This is a genomic window from Janthinobacterium sp. 64 (assembly GCF_002813325.1).
Classification (GTDB): domain Bacteria; phylum Pseudomonadota; class Gammaproteobacteria; order Burkholderiales; family Burkholderiaceae_D; genus Janthinobacterium.
Genome location: NZ_PHUG01000001.1, coordinates 3,230,830 through 3,247,491, shown reverse-complemented (window position 1 = coordinate 3,247,491; position 16,662 = coordinate 3,230,830). Strand labels below are relative to the sequence as shown.

Here is a 16,662-nt window from a genome sequence, read left to right as displayed (position 1 = left end):
TCGCCATGCAATTGCGGATAGACGCGCTCGACGGGCATGTGGCCAAGCCGCTGGCGCAGCTGTATGTGATCACCAGCGACGAGCACTTGCTGGCGCTGGAAGCGGCCGACAAGATCCGCCGCGCGGCGCGCGCACAAGGGTTTTCCGAACGCGACGTACTGACGGTGGAGCGCAGTTTCAAGTGGGGCGAACTGCTGGCGGCGAACCAGGAGCTGTCGCTGTTCGGCGATAAAAAACTGATCGAGCTGCGCATCCCCACCGGCAAGCCGGGCAAGGATGGCGGCGCGGCGCTGCAAAGCTATGCGAAAAATCTCAGTCCCGACAACCTGACCCTCATCACCCTGCCCAAGCTGGACTGGGCCACGCAGAAGGCGGCCTGGGTCGCCAGCCTGCAGCAGGCGGCCGTGTATATCGAGATTCCAAACGTGGAACGGGCGCAGTTGCCGGCCTGGATATCGCAGCGCCTGGCCGCGCAGGGACAAAGCGCCGAACGGGCCAGCATCGACTTCATCGCCGAGCGGGTGGAAGGCAATTTGCTGGCGGCGCACCAGGAGATCCAGAAACTGGGTTTGCTGCATGCCGCGGGCAAGCTGACGTACGAACAAGTGCAGGACGCGGTGCTGAACGTGGCCCGCTATGATGTCTTCAAGCTGTCCGAAGCCATGCTGGCTGGCGACCCGGCGCGCCTGGTGCGCATGCTTGAAGGCTTGAAAGGCGAGGGCGAGGCGCTGCCGCTGGTGTTATGGGCCGTTTCCGAGGAAATCCGCACGCTGTTAAAATTGAAGGCCGGCATGGCGCAAGGGCGCCCATTGGGCGCGCTGCTGAAGGAATACCGCATCTGGGGACCGCGCGAGCGGATGATGGAACCGGCCCTGCGGCGCATTTCGCTGCCCGTGCTGGAAGCGGCGCTGCAGCAGGCGGCGCAGGTGGATAAGATGATCAAGGGCTTGCGCGCCAAGGGCTACGCGGGCGACGCCTGGGACGCCATGCTGCAGCTGGGCCTGAAGATCGCCAAGGGTTAACTTTTATGGATACGAGCATGGACATCACAGAATATATGCAGGACGTGGGCACGCGCGCGCGCGCCGCTTCGCGCGCCATGGCGCGTGCCGACAGCGCCACGCGCAACCGCGCCTTGAGCCTGATCGCCGCCGCCATCGTGCGCGATGCAGACCTGCTGCGCGCGGCCAACCAGCGCGACCTCGATGCGGCCGCTGCCGCCGGCCTGGCGCCGGCCATGCTGGACCGTTTGACCCTGTCCGATGCGGCGATTGCCACCATGGTCGAAGGCTTGACGCAAATCGTCTCGCTGGCCGATCCGATCGGCGAAATCTCGAACATGAAGTTCCGCCCGACGGGCATCCAGGTGGGGCAGATGCGCGTGCCGCTGGGCGTCATCGGCATCATCTATGAAGCGCGTCCGAACGTGACGGTGGACGCGGCCGGCCTGTGCATCAAGAGCGGCAACGCGACGATTCTGCGCGGCGGCTCGGAAGCGATCCACTGCAACCGCGCGCTGGCCAGGCTGGTGGCGGAAGGCTTGCTGGGAGCAGGCTTGCCGGCCGATGCCGTGCAAGTGATCGACACCACCGACCGCGCCGCCGTCGGCGCGCTGATCACCATGCCGCAGTATGTGGACGTCATCGTGCCGCGCGGCGGCAAGGGCTTGATCGCGCGCCTGATGGCAGAGGCCACCGTGCCGATGATCAAGCACCTCGACGGCATTTGCCACGTCTACATCGACGCCAAGGCCGATCTCAAAAAGGCGATCGATATCGGCTTCAACGCGAAGTGCCACCGCTACGGCACCTGCAACACCATGGAAACTTTGCTGGTGTCGCGCGCCGTCGCCGCCACCGTGCTGCCGCAGCTGGCCGAACTGTATTTGACCAAGCAGGTGGAACTGCGCGCCGATCCGGAAAGCCATGCGATCCTGGCCGCCGCTGCTTACCCGCACCTGGTGCCCGCCACCGAGGAAGACTGGTCCACCGAATACCTGGCGGCGATCCTGTCGGTGAAGGTGGTCGACGGCATCGATGAAGCGATGGATCACATCAACCAGTATTCATCGAAGCACACGGAATCGATCATCACGGAAGACTACAGCGATGCGCTGCGCTTCCTGCGCGAAGTCGATTCCGCCTCGGTGATGGTGAACGCGTCGACGCGTTTTGCCGACGGTTTTGAATATGGCCTGGGCGCCGAAATCGGCATCTCGAACGACAAGCTGCATGCGCGCGGCCCGGTAGGACTGGAAGGCCTGACCTCGCTCAAGTACGTGGTCTTTGGCCACGGCGAAGTCCGCAAATAGTCTCTTCGCGGGCTGCCCACAAGGCGGCCCGCGCTCGCATTTTTCTCCACCTCTGACACTGGGAACCCCATGCTCTTTCTCTGGACCAAAGCCTTCCACATCATCTTCGTCATATCGTGGTTCGCCGGCCTGTTTTATTTGCCGCGCATCTTCGTGAATCTGGCGATGGAGACGGAAACAGTCGCCACCGAGCGTTTGCTGCTGATGGCGCGCAAGCTGTACCGTTTCATGTCGCTGCTGGCACTGCCGGCCATGGTGCTGGGGCTGGCCTTGATGTGGATGCTGTACGGCGGCGGCGAAGGCCGCGTGAAGATGCCGGGCTGGATGCACGCCAAGCTGACGTTCGTGGTGCTGCTGCTCGGCTATCACCACGCGTGCGGCGCCATCCTGCGCAAGTTTGAAAATGGCGTCAACAAACGCAGCCACACCTGGTTCCGCTGGTTTAATGAAGTGCCGGTGGTGATGCTGCTGGCGGTCGTCGTGCTGGTCGTGGTCAAGCCTTTCTAAGGAGTCGAGATGAGTGCAAGCCAGAACAAAGTCGTGCAGTATTTTTTTGCGCCTCACTCGCCATGGACCTACCTCGGTCACGCGCGCCTGATGGCCATCGCCGCGAAAACGGGTGCACAGATCGACGTGCGCCCCTTCGACCTGGGCAAGGTTTTCAGCGTCTCGGGCGGCTTGCCGCTGGCCAAGCGCGCGCCGCAGCGCCAGGCGTATCGTCTGGCCGAACTGGCGCGCTGGTCGGCCTTTTTGCAAGTGCCCTTGACCTTGCAGCCGAAGTTCTTCCCCGTGTCGCCGGAAGCCTCGGCCAAGCTGATCATCGCCACGCGCCTGGCGCACGGCGTGGAAGCGTCGCTGAACCTGGCGCACGCCATCATGCGCGGCCTGTGGGCCGAGGAGCGCAACATCGGCGACGAGGAAACGCTGGTGCAGATCGCGCTTGACGCTGGTTTTGATGGCCGCCAGTTGCTGAAAACGTCGGAGACGGCCAGCGTGCAGGCCGAATACGACGCCAACACGGAAGCGGCCACCGCCGCCAGCGTCTTCGGTTCGCCGTGGTACATCGTCGATGGCGAAGGGTACTGGGGCCAGGACCGCCTCGATTTTGTCGAGCGCGCGCTGGACGCAAAATAACAAAGGATGTAGGTCGGATTAGCGCCCCGCGCGTAATCCGACAAGCTCAGTCGGCAGCGCACGTCGGCTTACGCCCTGGCGGGCTAAGCCGACCTACGTGATATGCAGGATTTTTAGTTAATTGTTTTTCAACGGATAAAAGGTACACCATGGCTTCATATTTTTGCCCATGCCCGCGCGGCATGGAAGCGGCGCTGGCCGAGGAACTGGGCGAGATCGCCCAGGATAGTGCGACCATGAAGGTCCACAACCAAGTACCGGGCGGCGTACACTGCTCGGGCGACCTGCTCGATTCCTACCGCATCAACCTGCATTCGCGCATCGCTTCGCGCGTGCTGATGCGCATGGCCCATTCCGGCTACAAGACGGAAAACGATATCTATGACCTGACCCTGGCGCAATCCTGGGAAGACTGGTTCGGCGTGCACCACACGATTCGCGTCGACGTTACGGCCGTGAAATCACCGCTGCGCAGCCTGGAGTTCACTACCCTGAAAATCAAGGATGCGATCTGCGACCGCTTCCGCGACCAGTTCAACGAGCGTCCATCGGTCAACACCAAGACGCCGGACATGCGCATCGTCGGCTTCCTCGACGCGCACACGTTCACCGTGTATCTCGACACCTCGGGCGAAGCCCTGTTCAAGCGCGGCTGGCGCGAAGAGACGGGCGACGCGCCGCTGCGCGAAAACCTGGCCGCCGGCCTGCTGCGCGTGTCGGGCTGGAAGCCGGGCATGGTGCTGTTCGACCCGATGTGCGGTTCCGGCACCATCCTGGCCGAAGCGGCGCAGATGCTGCAGGGGATACCTCCGGGCGCCTCGCGCCAGTTCGCGTTTGAAAACTTCCACGACTTCGATCCGGCGCCGTGGAATGCCATGAAAAACGCCATCAAGGTCAATCCGCTGCCGGCTGAACCGACGATTTTCGGCAGCGACATCTCGGGCGACATGGTCGCCATGACGCGCCATAACCTGCGCTGCGCCGGCGTGCGTTTTGACGTACCGCTGAAACAGATCGAGGCACAGGAAGTCAAGCCGCCAAGCGACGTGCCGGGCATCATGCTGACCAACCCGCCGTACGGCGAGCGTATCGGCGTGCGCGGCGACAGCACCATCCCGGAAGATGAACTGTCGACGTCCTTCTATTCGGCCATGGGCACGACCCTGAAGCAGCGCTTCGCCGGCTGGACCGTGTTCCTCTTCACGGCCGACCTGGGCTTGCCCAAGCTGCTGCGCCTGAAAGAAGCGCGCAAGACGCCATTCTTCAACGGCGCGCTGGAATGCCGCTTGTTCCGCTTTGACATGGTCGCCGGTTACAACCGCCGCGAAGAAGCCAAACCCAAAAATATCTGATTAAACCTACTGCGCGTCGTGACTTGCGGCCTGCGGTGCTCACCGTACTAAAGTACGGTTGCGCTCTCGGCCACAATTCACTTCCGCTCGCTACGGTTTTCTCAGATATTTTGGCAGCTGAGAAAGCCGAACGTGTCACCCTGGATCCATCATGTTTCCCATCCCTCCGGCAAGTGTGCCGCCCGACCCGGTCACGCCCGTTCCGCCTCCCACCCCGAGCCACATGGCGCCGCTGAGCCGCGGTGCGCTGGCCATGCTGCTGGCGGGCTTGTCGATGCTGGGGCCTTTGTCGATCGACACCTATCTGCCCGCGTTTGGCGCGATCCAGGGTTCGCTGCAGGCCTCGCCGCTGGAAGTGCAGCAGTCGCTGACGTTCTACATGCTGGCCTTTGCCGGCATGGTGCTGTGGCATGGCGCGATCTCGGACACCTTTGGCCGGCGCAACGTGGTGCTGGTATCGCTGCTGATGTTTGCCATCGGCTCGCTCGGCTGCGCCTCGGCGCACACGGTGCACTACCTGTGGTTCTTCCGCATCCTGCAGGGCGTGTCGGCCGGCGCCGGGGTGGTGATCAGCCGCGCCATCATCCGCGACCTGTATGCCGATGCGGCGGCGGCGCGGTTGCTGTCGCTGGTGACGATGATCTTTTCCATCGCCCCGGCCGTGGCGCCGATTCTTGGCGGCTGGATCGTCATCTGGTTCGACTGGCGCTCGATTTTCCTGTTCCTCGCCTTGTACACGGTGGTGCTGCTGGCGTTCTGCTACTGGCGCCTGCCCGAAACCCTGCCGATGGAAAAGCGCCAGCCCTTCAATCCCCGTTTTCTCGCGTCGAGCTATGGCCAGATCCTGCGCTCGCCCCTGTTCCACATCAAGGCCGGCATCGTCGCCCTCAATTTCGCGGGCCTGTTCCTGTTCATCACGGCCGCGCCGGAAATGCTGCCCAAGCAGCTGGGCCTGGGGCCATCGCAATTCGCCTGGCTGTTCATTCCCTGCGTGAGCGGCATCTTCATGGGTGCCGCGGCGGCCAACCGCATCGCTGGCAGGGTCACGTTCGCGCGCCAGATCGGCATCGGCTTTGCCTTCCTGCTGTGCGCCGCCAGCGTCAACGTCGTGTATCACCTGTTCCTGCCGCCATCCTTGCCCTGGTCGGTGCTGCCCCTGTTCTTCTACACCTTCGGCATGTCGCTGGTGGGGCCGGGCGCGACCCTGCTGGCGCTGGACCTGTTCCCGCATATCCGCGGCACTGTCGCCTCGTGCCAGTCGTTCGCCAGCACCTTGCTCGGTGCCGTGGTGGCCGGCGTGATCTCGCCCCTGCTGTCCGGTTCCGTGCTGTGGCTGGCCTCGGGCCAGCTGGCGTTTACAGCGCTGGCGCTGGCCATGTGGCTGGTTTCGCGGCGCTTCCGCCACCGTTTGCTGGGTTCCTTCAAGGCATAAGTTTCCACTACAGAACGCTGGATTTATTTCAACTTAATTTTCTATATTGCAATTAATATGGGATGCTATGATAAGATGACTTTTCCCCGGCATCCTCTCAGGCAGTTTGTTTTTGGGCTACAGGAGTGGAGGATTGCTCTGGACGTGGCCGCGCTTTGCTGCTGAGCGCTCATCCTTTTCGAACCGGCAATGCCTGATACGATGCAACAATCTGATCAAGATATTCGCAATCGCCTGCTGATTGCCCGCCTGCCGGCCATGCCGCAGATCCTCATCAAACTGATCGCCCACCTGCAGGCCGACGATGCCGGCATGCCGGAGCTGGCCGCCCTGATCGCCAAGGATGCGGGCATGAGCAGCAAGATCCTGGGCGTGGCCAACAGCTCGGCCTACCATCGCCAGGGCAAGGTCGTCAGCCTGGAACAGTCGCTCGTGTCGCTGGGCACGGACATGATCAAGACCCTGGTCATCAGCGAATCCGTGTTCCAGACTTTTAACAGCTTTCCCCATTCCGGCAGCACGGATTTGCGCGCCTTCTGGAAAAGCTCGCTGTCGGCCGCCGTCATGGCGCGCGCGCTGGCCAAGGCCATGGCCTATCCGCACGCCGAGGAAGCGTATCTGGCGGGCTTGCTGCACAACGTGGGCCGCCTGGCCTTGCTGGCCACGGCGCCGAAGGAATACGCATTCAATTTCACGGCGCGCGACGATGCCGCCCTGTGCGCGGTGGAGCAGCGCACCTTGCAGATCACGCATGCCGAAGCGGGCGCCTGGCTGATCGAGCGCTGGCAGCTCGATTCCTTCCTGGCCGACAGCGTGCTGTATCACCATGAGCCGCTGGCGCGCCTGGAGGCCAGTCATCCCTTGATCCGCATCGTGCGCCTGGCGCACCTGCTGTGCTGCCATGCCGACGATGCGGAATCGATTGCGCAGGCGGCGCAATTCTGCGCGCTGGAGCTGGAGGAACTGGAAAACCTGGCCGGCAGCGTCGCGCGCCAGGTGCAGCAGACGGCTCAGCACCTGGGCATCGACCTGGCCGGCGCGGACGATATCGCCACCCCGCCCGCGTATGCGCCGCCAGCCGTCGATCCGGTGCAGCAGCGCCTGTCCGACGAAGTGCGCAATATGGTGCTGGTATCCGAAGTGGGCCAGACCTTCGCCCGCCAGCAGGGCGAGAGCAGCCTGTTGGAGGCCATCACGCGCTCGGCGCGCATCCTGTTCGATTTCGACACCGCCGTCATCCTGCTGCAAAACCCCACCGGCCATGCGCTCGTCGGCGTGGCGGCGGGCGAACATCAGCAGCGCCTGGCCGGCTTCTCGATCCCGCTGGCCAAGGGCGGGCCCCTGGCCGCCGCCGCGCTGGAGTGCCAGCTGGCCTTTTTAAAACGCGACATGCCGGCGCTGGGCATCGTCGAGGAGCAGCTGTTCCGCATTCTTGGTACCGATAGCCTGGTCTGCGTGCCTTTGGTGGCGGGCCAGCGCAGCCTTGGGGTGCTGATCGGCGGCGTGGCGGCGTGGCAGATTGCCGCTTGCCAGAAGCGCGACGGTTTCCTGCGCGCGTATGCCAACCAGGCCGCCACGGCGCTGGAAACGGCCATCGGCGCGCGCGGCCAGGCGCGGCGCCAGCTCGATCACGTGGCCGAGGAATACCGTGCCGCCTCGCGCCGCGTCGTGCATGAAGTGAATAACCCGCTGTCGATCATCAAGAACTATCTGAGCGTGCTCGATCACAAGCTGGAGAAACAGGAGCCGGTCAGCAGCGAGATGGCCATCCTGAACGAAGAGATCGACAGGGTCGGGCAGTTGATCGGCGGCCTGGCCGATCTGCAGCCGGTGGTGGCCAGCGGCGTGACCGATTGCGCGCGCGTGGTCGACGACGTGCTGCGATTGTTCCGCGCCACCGACTTCCTGCCGCCGAAGATCGAAGTGGTCACGCGCATGCAGGAGGCGCCATGCGAGGTGGAGGCCGATGCCGGCATGCTCAAGCAAATCCTGCTCAACCTGCTGAAAAACGCCGTCGAAGCCCTGCCCGATGGCGGGCGCATCGAAGTGGCGAACCGTGGCCACGTCAACCGCGACCGCCGCCTGTATCTGGAACTGTGCGTCAGCGATAATGGCGCCGGCCTGGCGCCGGAAGTGCTGGCCAATCTGTTTTCCCCTGTGCGCAGCAGCAAGGAAGGGGCGCATCACGGCCTGGGCTTGTCCATCGTGCATGACCTGGTCACGCGCCTGCATGGCGTGATCGGCTGCCGCAGCAGCAAGTCCGGTACCTCGTTTGAAATTCTGCTGCCCCTTCCCTTGCCGGCGAGCGCTGCAGCCGCGCTGCCCGCGCCAGGCAATACCGCCCTGTCTTCGTAACGTTCATGAACTCCTCCGCCATTCCATTTGACCTGGAAAACAGCCCGCGCATCCTGCTGGTCGACGATGAGCCCCGCCTGCTCGCTTCCCTCCACGAATTGCTGAAGGACCGCGGCTACCAGCTGTACACGGCCACCTGCGGCAGCGAGGCGCTGGCGCAGTTGTCGAAACTGCGCTTCGACCTGATCCTGCTCGACTTGCGCCTGCCCGACATGAGCGGCCATGAAATCATGGACCACATCAACCGGCGCGGCATCGAGGGCGACGTCATCGTCATGAGCGGCGACGTCGGCATCGAGGCGGCCATCGGCGCCCTGAAGCGCGGCGCCTACGATTATCTGCGCAAGCCCTACAGCCGCGAGGAGCTGCTCAAGACGGTGGAGAACGCGCTGCAAAAGCGCAAGCTGGCGCTGGAAAACGAGCGCATCGCGCTGCAGCTGGAAAACTCGGAAAAGATGTACCGCTACCTGGTCGACAGCTCGCCCGACATCATCTATACCCTGAACCACGAAGGCCGCATCACCTTCATCAACGACCGGGTGCAGCAGTTGCTGGGCTTTAGCCGCGAAGAGCTGATCGGCAGCCATTATTCCATCCTCGTGCACGATGAAGACCAGGAGCGGGCGCGGTATGCCTTCAATGAGCGCCGCCTCGACGAGCGCGCCTCGCGCAATGTGGAATTGCGCCTGAAGTGCCATAGCGGCAGCGGCAGCGACCGTACCTTCAACAACACGCTGATGACGGTTCCGCTCAATTCGATCGGCATGCACGGCCTCGGTCACGACGCCAGGAAGCAGGAATATTTCGGCACGTATGGCGTGGCGCGCGACATCACTGACCGCAAACGGGCCGAGGAAGTGATCTCTTACCAGGCCTATCACGACATCCTGACGGACCTGCCGAACCGCATGCTGTTCAAGGATCGCCTGGGCCTGGCCGTGATCCAGGCGCGGCGCAAGCTGACGGAGCTGGCCGTGATGTTCATCGACCTCGATCGCTTCAAACTGGTCAACGATACCCTGGGCCACGTGAAGGGCGACGAATTGCTGCAGCAGGTGGCGCTGCGCCTGAAGGATTGTTTGCGCCGCGGCGATACCCTGGCGCGCCAGGGCGGCGATGAATTCACCATCGTGCTGCCGGAACTGCGCGACCGCCAGGATGCGCGCCTGATCGCCGACAAATTCCTCGAATGCCTGCACCAGCCCTTCGACCTCGATGGCAACCAGGTGCATATTTCGGCCTCGATCGGCATCGCCATCTATCCGGGTGACGGCGAGACCATCGACGAGCTGCTGCGCCATGCCGACATCGCCATGTACCAGGTCAAGGCGCTGGGCAAGAACGGCCACAGTTTTTATCACGAGTCCATGCTTGACGTGTCGCACCAGAAGATCGCGCTCGAGCAAAGCCTGCGCAAGGCCCTGGAGCTGAACCAGCTGGAGATGTATTACCAGCCGCAGGTGGACGTGATGACGGGCCGCATCGTCGGCGCCGAAGGCCTGATGCGCTGGAACCACCCGCAGCGCGGTTTGCTGACGGCCGGCGAATTTTTGCCGTTCGCCGAGGAAAACGGCTTGATGCTGCCGATCTCGGACTGGATGCTGGGCGCCCTGTGCCGCGACCTGGTGCAGTGGAACGCGGCCGGCGGCGAAGCCGTGCGCCTGTCGCTCAATTTGTCGCCGCAATACCTGGACCGGGGCGACTTTTTCGAAAAGATGCGCGGTGCGCTGACGCGCTACGGCATCGCGCCGGAAAAGATCGAAGTGGAAATCACGGAAAACATCTGCATCCGCAATCCGCAATATGCGATCGAGCAGTTGAACAAGCTGTGCCAGCTGGGCGTGTCGGTCGCCATCGACGATTTCGGCACCGGCTACTCCTCGCTGTCGTACCTGCACCGCTTCCCCATCCACACGATCAAGATCGACCAGTCGTTTGTGAAGGAAATCCACGACGAGCACGGACACTATCCCGTGATCCTCGCCATCATCTCGATTGCGCGCGGCCTGGGCCTGCACCTGATCGCTGAGGGCGTGGAAACGGAAGGCCAGGCGCGCTACCTGCAGGACAAGGGCTGCACCACGATGCAGGGCTATCTGTACCACCGGCCCATTTCGCTGGGCAGCTTCATCGGCGTGCTGCAGGAGCAGAACCGCCTGATCGCCGATGCCGCCCCCGCGCTGTCGCAGACGCTGGCCATCGAGGCTTGACCGTGCCGCCTGCCGCTCCCCGCTCCACGGCCGCGCATTCCACGGTTGCGCATTACACAGCTGCGCATTACACAGCTGATTATTTGCGCCTGAAAGGCCTGGCCGAGAAGGGCAATGCGCATGCCCAGCACGGCCTGGGCTTCATGTATTTCAACGGCCAGGGTATCGAACAAAGCTATGCGCTGGCGCTGCACTGGTATGGCCTGGCTGCCGCGCAGGGGCTCGAACAGGCGCAATACAACCTGGGCGTGATGTGCCAGAAAGGGCAGGGCGTAGCGCAGGATTTTGTGCAGGCCGCGCACTGGTACCGGCAGGCGGCCGAGCAGGGTTACGCGGCGGCGCAGTACAACCTGGGCTGGCTGTATGCCAAGGGGCAGGGGCTGGCGCAAGATAGCGGGCAAGCCATGCTGTGGTTCAGCCGCGCGGCCGAGCAGGGCGACGCGGGCGCGCAAAACAATCTGGGCATGATGTATGACAATGGCAAGGGCGTGCCGCAGGATTTCGTGCAAGCCGTCGCCTGGTATCGCAAGGCGGCCGAACAGGGCTATGCGCGCGCCCAGTTCAACCTGGGCCTGCGCTACGACAATGGCCAGGGCGTACGGCAGGACCGCCAGCAGGCGAGCGCCTGGATGCGCAAGGCGGCCGAGCAGGGCTATGCGCCGGCCCAGTTCAACCTGGCGCTGCGCTATGAAAACGGCGACGTGCTGCCGCAGGACAGCGGGCAGGCGATCAGCTGGTACCGGCGCGCGGCGGAGCAGGGCCACGCCAGTTCGCAGTTCAACCTGGGCCTGATCTATGACAATGGCCAGGGCGTGCCCTGCGATAAACAGGCGGCGCTGGCGTGGTACGTGAAGGCGGCAGGGCAGGGGCACGCGGCGGCCCAGCACAACCTGGGCCTGCACCATGAACATGGCGCGCAGGACTATACCCGCGCGCAGGTGTTCTATCGCCAGGCGGCCGCGCAGGGTTTTCCCGCAGCGCAGTATCAGCTGGGGCTGCTGCATGAGCATGGACAGGGCATGCCTGCCGACGCGCAGGAAGCCATCTTCTGGTACCGCAAGGCGGCCGACCAGGGACATGTGCGGGCGCAGTTCGACCTGGGCCTGCGTTATGAACATGGCCAGGGCGTGCCGCAGGATCTGTCGCTGGCGCTGGAGTGGTATCGCCGCGCTGCCGAGCAGGATTACGCGCCGGCGCAATACATGCAGGGCGTCTTGCACGACCGCGACGATGGCCCGGCGCCAGACAGCCAGCAGGCCTGTGTCTGCTATTGCCGCGCCGCCGCGCAGGGCCACAGCCTGGCCCAGTTTGCGCTGGGCCTGCGGCACGACAATGGCCAGGATGTGCCGCAGGATTATGCTGCCGCCTGGGACTGGTACGCGCTGGCCGCGCGCCAGGGTCATGCACGGGCGCAAATGAACCTGGGCTTGATGGCGGCCAGCGGCCAGGGTGGCCCGCTCGATTTGCAGCAGGCGTATATCTGGCTGTCGATGGCCGTGGCGGCCGGCGTGGCCGGTGCGGAAAAATCCTTGCGCCAGACAGCGGCGCGCATGCGCGAGACAGATCTGGCGCGGGTGCGCGAACATCTGGAGGCGATAGCCGGCTGAGCTGCGCCGCCGGCGTTAGCGTGCGCGGATACAACAGCAGGTGCTGTATAGTCCTTTCCCTCCGCCATCTGCGGCCCCCCTTGTTTGCCCCGGACACAACAAATTGCTGCAGTATTTGCAGTTTTGATGTGCTAATGTTCCAGCAGAAGGTGGTCTGTATAGTCTTTAGAAAAGGAAAACCATGCGCCTGAACCCTTTCCCTGGCCGTCCGGCCGCTATCCTGTGCGTGCTGGCGCTGCTGTCGTCCGGCGCAGGCGTCGCCAGTCCCCTCGATGCCCTCAGCAACCAGGATGCCAGCAATGGCTTGAAAGCGGCGCTGCAAGCCGGTTCCGCTGCCGCCGTATCGAAACTGGGCGTCGAGAATGGTTTCCTGAACAATGACAAGGTCAAAATCAAGCTGCCAGGCATCCTGGAGCAAGCCCAGCCTTTGCTGAAAATGACGGGCCGCGGCCAGCAACTGGACGATCTGGTGGTAGCGATGAACCGTGCCGCCGAATCGGCCGTGCCCATGGCCAAGCCCTTGCTGATCGATGCGGTGAAGTCGATGAGCGTGACCGATGCGAAAAATATCCTGTCCGGTGGCGATACTTCTGTCACGGATTTCTTCCGTCAGAAGACCTCGGCGCCGCTGGCCGTCAAATTCCTGCCCATCGTGAAATCCGTGACCGACCGTTCCGGCCTGGCCGGCAAATACAACAGCACCATGAGCCAGATCGGCAAGACGGGACTGGTGCCGCAGCAACAATCGACGGTGGAAGGCTATGTCACGGACCGGGCGCTTGACGGCCTGTATCTGATGATAGGCGAGGAAGAGAAAGCCATCCGCAGTAATCCGCTCGCGTATGGCAGCAAGATTATCGGCAAGGTATTTGGCAGTTTGAAGTGAGTATAGAAGCGTGCTGCGAAGCCGCAGGCGGCGTTTGCGCCGCACCGACAGGTGTAGCGCAAGGGAAACAAGTTAAGCATTTGCTACAAGAAAATAATGTTAAAATTCCGCGACATACATTCCTGGGGCATGCTTAAGCAACGCTCAACTGCCCGGAAGTGCCGAGTTTAGTGGCGAACTGATACGTGGTATTGCGAGATGCCCGTCGGTTGGCCTTTTTTCGTTTTATTCACGCCCCCCAAGCTCATTGATTTTCTGAAGACATCGTCAGGAATTCCAGGTGCAGGATATTTTAGGTAGCCGGATTTGTTAAGCGTACTCAGAAAATCAATTAAATATACCTGGTGTGGCTGCTTGGTGCTTGGCGCGCCTTCGGCGATGGCCGCGACGCCGAATCACGGTGGTCAATCCGGGTATATCAATATGCCCAGCGCCGTGGTGGAAACGGACGGTACCTTCAGCGTCGGCTATAGCTACGACAGCCCGTACGGTCAGTTGTGGGTCACGTCGGATATCCTGCCGTTCCTGCAAATGACGGGACGTTATGTGTCGATCACGGGCATACCTGGTTTTACCAATGTGCCCGGTGAGTATGGCAGTGGCTACGGCCGCTACAAGGATAAAGTCGTCGACGGCAAATTGCGCCTGTGGACGGAAACGCAGTGGATGCCATCGGTCGCCGTCGGCATGACGGATCTGTTCGGTACCGAGCTGTTCAAGGGGCAATACGTGGTTGCCACCAAGACTTTTGGCGCCAGCAAGAATATCGAAGCGAGCCTGGGCTATGCGCATAAACGCCCGGACGGCGTGTTTGCCGGCGCGCGCTGGACCCCGGCCTCGCTGCCCCGCTGGTCGGTGGTGGCCGAATACGATGCAACGAATTACGTGCGCGACTTTCGCTCCAGAGAAACGACTGCCGGCAAGCGCCGCAAAGGCGCCTCCGTGGGCCTGGAGTACCGCTGGGGCTGGCTTGCCCTGCAAGCGGCACGCAGCCGCGACCAGTTCAGCCTGAACGCCTATGTCAGCATTCCGTTTGGCGAGCGCGAGTTCGTTCCCAAGGTGTACGAACCAGCGTATTTCGTCGACGACAAGAATCCACCGCCGCTGCCGAGCAAGGAAGAATGGCACCGCGACGCCGTGTACGGCGCCGATCTGGTGAAGGCGCTGGTAAAGCAGGACTACAAGAATATCCGTGTCGAGCAGGAAGGCAATACCCTCAGCCTGAGCCTGACCAACAGCCGTATTTCGAACATGGGCCGCGCCGTTGGTCGTGCCGCGCGCACGGCCGTCGCCTTCACGCCGAAGGGCGTGACGACCCTGCGCATAACGTACACCAAGCTGGACCAGCCGGTCGCCACCTACGAATTCTTTGATTTGCCAAAACTGAACGACTATTTGGCAGGCAAGATCGACCGCAAGGCTTTCCTCGACGTCGTGCTGCTGCGCTATCCGGAGAAAAGTGATGTCATCCGGGATGAGCAGCAAAGCTGGCTGAAAGAATTCCTCGACAAGCCTGCGCCCGTCGTGGCCGCTGCACCGGCTCTCGCCATTACGCCCACTGCGCCTGTCGTTGCAGCGGCAGTGCCCGCGCCCGCAGCCGTCAAGGCAGCCGATGTCCTCAAGGACGATGGCAAGCTGGCCGTCGGTGTCGGCGTCGATGGCGACGTGGTGCAAATCAAATCGCTGGACCGGGAAGCCAATCGTTTCAAAATCGCGCCCAAGGTGGGCTTCTTCTTCAATGATCCGAGCGGCGCCTTCCGCTATTCGATTTCGGCCGTGGCCAACTATGATCGCCGCCTCGGTGACGGCCTGTACCTGAACAGCGCCGCCAGCCTGCAGTTGCTGGAAACGGTGTCGGGCGTCAAGCAGCCATCGAACAGCAATTTGCCGCATGTGCGCACGGATGTGGCGGAATATTTGCGCGGCGGACGTTTTTCGTTGAGCCGTGTCTTGCTGAACAAATATGACAATCCCGCCGAGCGCGTGTATACCCGCCTGTCGGCCGGCCTGTATGAAGACATGTTCCGCGGTGTGGGCGGCCAGGTGCTGTACCTGCCGAAGGATAGCCGCTGGGCGGCCGACGTGGCCGTCGATGCCTTGCAGCAGCGTGGTTTCAAGGGCTTGCTCGACTCGCGCGACTACAAGACGGTGACGGCGATCGGCTCCCTGCATTACCGCTTGCCGCACGACATTACCGTCACGGCGCGCGCCGGCCGCTTCCTGGCGAAAGACACGGGCGTGCGCGTGGAATTCAAGCGCCGCTTCCAGTCCGGCATCGAAGTCGGCGCCTGGTACACGCATACGAATGGCAACGATATCACCAGTCCCGGCACGCCATCGAAGCCATACCAGGACCGTGGCATCTTCCTGTCCCTGCCCTTGAACAGCATGTTGCCGATGGACACGCAGTCGACGGCCGGCTTCGCCATCGCGCCATGGACGCGCGACGTGGGGCAGATGGTGGCCTCGCCGGGCGACCTGTACGACATGCTCGAGCGCCCGCGCGCCGACATGCACAGCTACGATGGCTTGGGCAACTTTGCCGAGCGCCCGGACGAACAGCATCTGCCTGCCGTCAATCCGCCGGACCGGCCGTTTGTCAGCCCATGGCCGGCCATGCGCGCGCGCCTGGAGCAATCCGCATCGGCTACGCCGAGCGCCCCTGAATGGCTCAAGGCGACGGCGGTGGTCGGTGGCGTGGTGCTGGCATCAGCCCTCAGCGACAAACCCGTCGACCGTTTCGTGAAGAAACATCAAGATTCCAAGGTTTACCGCCACTGGGACAAGCTGGGCAAGGCCATGCCATACGCTGCAGTGGGAGCGGCGGCGGCCGCCTTCGCCCTGGGCGATGAGCGCATGCAAAACACGGGACTCATTTCCCTGCAATCGGTTGCTGCGGCCACGGGCGTGGCGGTGGCTGGCAAATATGCGTTTGGCCGCGCCCGTCCGGAGGAAGACCTCGGAACGTGGAGCCGCGTCGGCAGCGGCAGTTCCCGTTCGAATTCATCCTTCCCTTCCGCGCATGCCGCCATCGGCTTTGCCGCCGTGACGCCGTTTGCCAAGGAATACGACGCGCCATGGCTGTACAGCGTGGCTGCCGTGGGTTCAGCCGGCCGCGTATTTGGCCGCAAGCACTGGGTGTCCGACACGGTCGCTGGCGGCATCGTCGGCTACGCCATGGGCAGCTGGCTGTGGCACGCGCAGCGCGACCAGAGCAAATCGGGTTTGTCGATCAATCCGGGACCGAAGGAAATCAGCGTGACCTGGCAGGGCAAGTATTAAGCGCACAAGGCGGCCCTTTATTCATACAACATCATTCATCCAGACAAAGACCAGCATGAAAAAGCAACTTCGTACTTCCTCGCCGTTCGTTAA

General features: G+C 62.9%; 11 protein-coding genes. All 11 read left to right on the top strand.

What is annotated here, in order from left to right; all coding sequences use genetic code 11:
* Positions 1-5: 5 nt before the first annotated feature.
* The 11 genes from holA (at position 6) to CLU91_RS14260 (ending at position 16,569) form a co-directional block, all read left to right on the top strand.
* The gene (holA, locus tag CLU91_RS14310) at positions 6-1,022 is read left to right on the top strand and encodes a DNA polymerase III subunit delta (protein ID WP_099761929.1); all 1,017 of its coding nucleotides are present in this window, start codon (positions 6-8) and stop codon (positions 1,020-1,022) included.
* Positions 1,023-1,039: 17 nt separating this feature from the next.
* Positions 1,040-2,311: a glutamate-5-semialdehyde dehydrogenase gene (locus CLU91_RS14305; RefSeq protein WP_100874703.1), complete on the top strand. Its 1,272-nt coding sequence runs from the start codon at positions 1,040-1,042 to the stop codon at positions 2,309-2,311.
* A 69-nt stretch (positions 2,312-2,380) separates the two neighbouring features.
* On the top strand, positions 2,381-2,818 hold the full coding sequence (locus CLU91_RS14300) for a CopD family protein (RefSeq protein WP_100874702.1): 438 nt from the start codon (positions 2,381-2,383) through the stop codon (positions 2,816-2,818).
* Positions 2,819-2,827: 9 nt separating this feature from the next.
* Positions 2,828-3,445, top strand: a complete 618-nt coding sequence (locus tag CLU91_RS14295; RefSeq protein ID WP_100874701.1) for a 2-hydroxychromene-2-carboxylate isomerase — start codon at positions 2,828-2,830, stop codon at positions 3,443-3,445.
* Positions 3,446-3,594: 149 nt separating this feature from the next.
* Complete coding sequence (locus tag CLU91_RS14290; RefSeq protein ID WP_439098059.1) at positions 3,595-4,797, top strand: THUMP domain-containing class I SAM-dependent RNA methyltransferase; 1,203 nt, start codon at positions 3,595-3,597, stop codon at positions 4,795-4,797.
* A gap of 151 nt (positions 4,798-4,948) precedes the next feature.
* Positions 4,949-6,229, top strand: a complete 1,281-nt coding sequence (locus CLU91_RS14285) for a multidrug effflux MFS transporter (RefSeq protein WP_198521334.1) — start codon at positions 4,949-4,951, stop codon at positions 6,227-6,229.
* 201 nt (positions 6,230-6,430) lie between these two features.
* Complete coding sequence (locus CLU91_RS14280; RefSeq protein WP_232730750.1) at positions 6,431-8,584, top strand: HDOD domain-containing protein; 2,154 nt, start codon at positions 6,431-6,433, stop codon at positions 8,582-8,584.
* A 5-nt stretch (positions 8,585-8,589) separates the two neighbouring features.
* A complete protein-coding gene (locus CLU91_RS14275) occupies positions 8,590-10,794 on the top strand; it encodes an EAL domain-containing response regulator (protein WP_100874698.1) in 2,205 nt (734 codons plus the stop codon).
* 83 nt (positions 10,795-10,877) lie between these two features.
* Entirely contained in the window at positions 10,878-12,401 is a 1,524-nt protein-coding gene (locus CLU91_RS14270; RefSeq protein WP_232730749.1) for an SEL1-like repeat protein, read from the top strand.
* A 181-nt stretch (positions 12,402-12,582) separates the two neighbouring features.
* Complete coding sequence (locus tag CLU91_RS14265) at positions 12,583-13,287, top strand: DUF4197 domain-containing protein (protein ID WP_100874697.1); 705 nt, start codon at positions 12,583-12,585, stop codon at positions 13,285-13,287.
* A gap of 378 nt (positions 13,288-13,665) precedes the next feature.
* On the top strand, positions 13,666-16,569 hold the full coding sequence (locus tag CLU91_RS14260; protein WP_100874696.1) for a YjbH domain-containing protein: 2,904 nt from the start codon (positions 13,666-13,668) through the stop codon (positions 16,567-16,569).
* Positions 16,570-16,662: the final 93 nt, after the last annotated feature.

What these genes read in the sequence shown, in the direction of transcription:
- CLU91_RS14305 (WP_100874703.1), top strand. Translation starts at nt 1,040, where the DNA reads ATGGACATCACAGAATATATGCAGGACGTGGGCACGCGCGCGCGCGCC.
- CLU91_RS14290 (WP_439098059.1), top strand. Translation starts at nt 3,595, where the DNA reads ATGGCTTCATATTTTTGCCCATGCCCGCGCGGCATGGAAGCGGCGCTG.
- CLU91_RS14260 (WP_100874696.1), top strand. Translation starts at nt 13,666, where the DNA reads ATGGCCGCGACGCCGAATCACGGTGGTCAATCCGGGTATATCAATATG.
- CLU91_RS14300 (WP_100874702.1), top strand. Translation starts at nt 2,381, where the DNA reads ATGCTCTTTCTCTGGACCAAAGCCTTCCACATCATCTTCGTCATATCG.
- CLU91_RS14295 (WP_100874701.1), top strand. Translation starts at nt 2,828, where the DNA reads ATGAGTGCAAGCCAGAACAAAGTCGTGCAGTATTTTTTTGCGCCTCAC.
- holA (WP_099761929.1), top strand. Translation starts at nt 6, where the DNA reads ATGCAATTGCGGATAGACGCGCTCGACGGGCATGTGGCCAAGCCGCTG.
- CLU91_RS14285 (WP_198521334.1), top strand. Translation starts at nt 4,949, where the DNA reads ATGTTTCCCATCCCTCCGGCAAGTGTGCCGCCCGACCCGGTCACGCCC.
- CLU91_RS14265 (WP_100874697.1), top strand. Translation starts at nt 12,583, where the DNA reads ATGCGCCTGAACCCTTTCCCTGGCCGTCCGGCCGCTATCCTGTGCGTG.
- CLU91_RS14280 (WP_232730750.1), top strand. Translation starts at nt 6,431, where the DNA reads ATGCAACAATCTGATCAAGATATTCGCAATCGCCTGCTGATTGCCCGC.
- CLU91_RS14275 (WP_100874698.1), top strand. Translation starts at nt 8,590, where the DNA reads ATGAACTCCTCCGCCATTCCATTTGACCTGGAAAACAGCCCGCGCATC.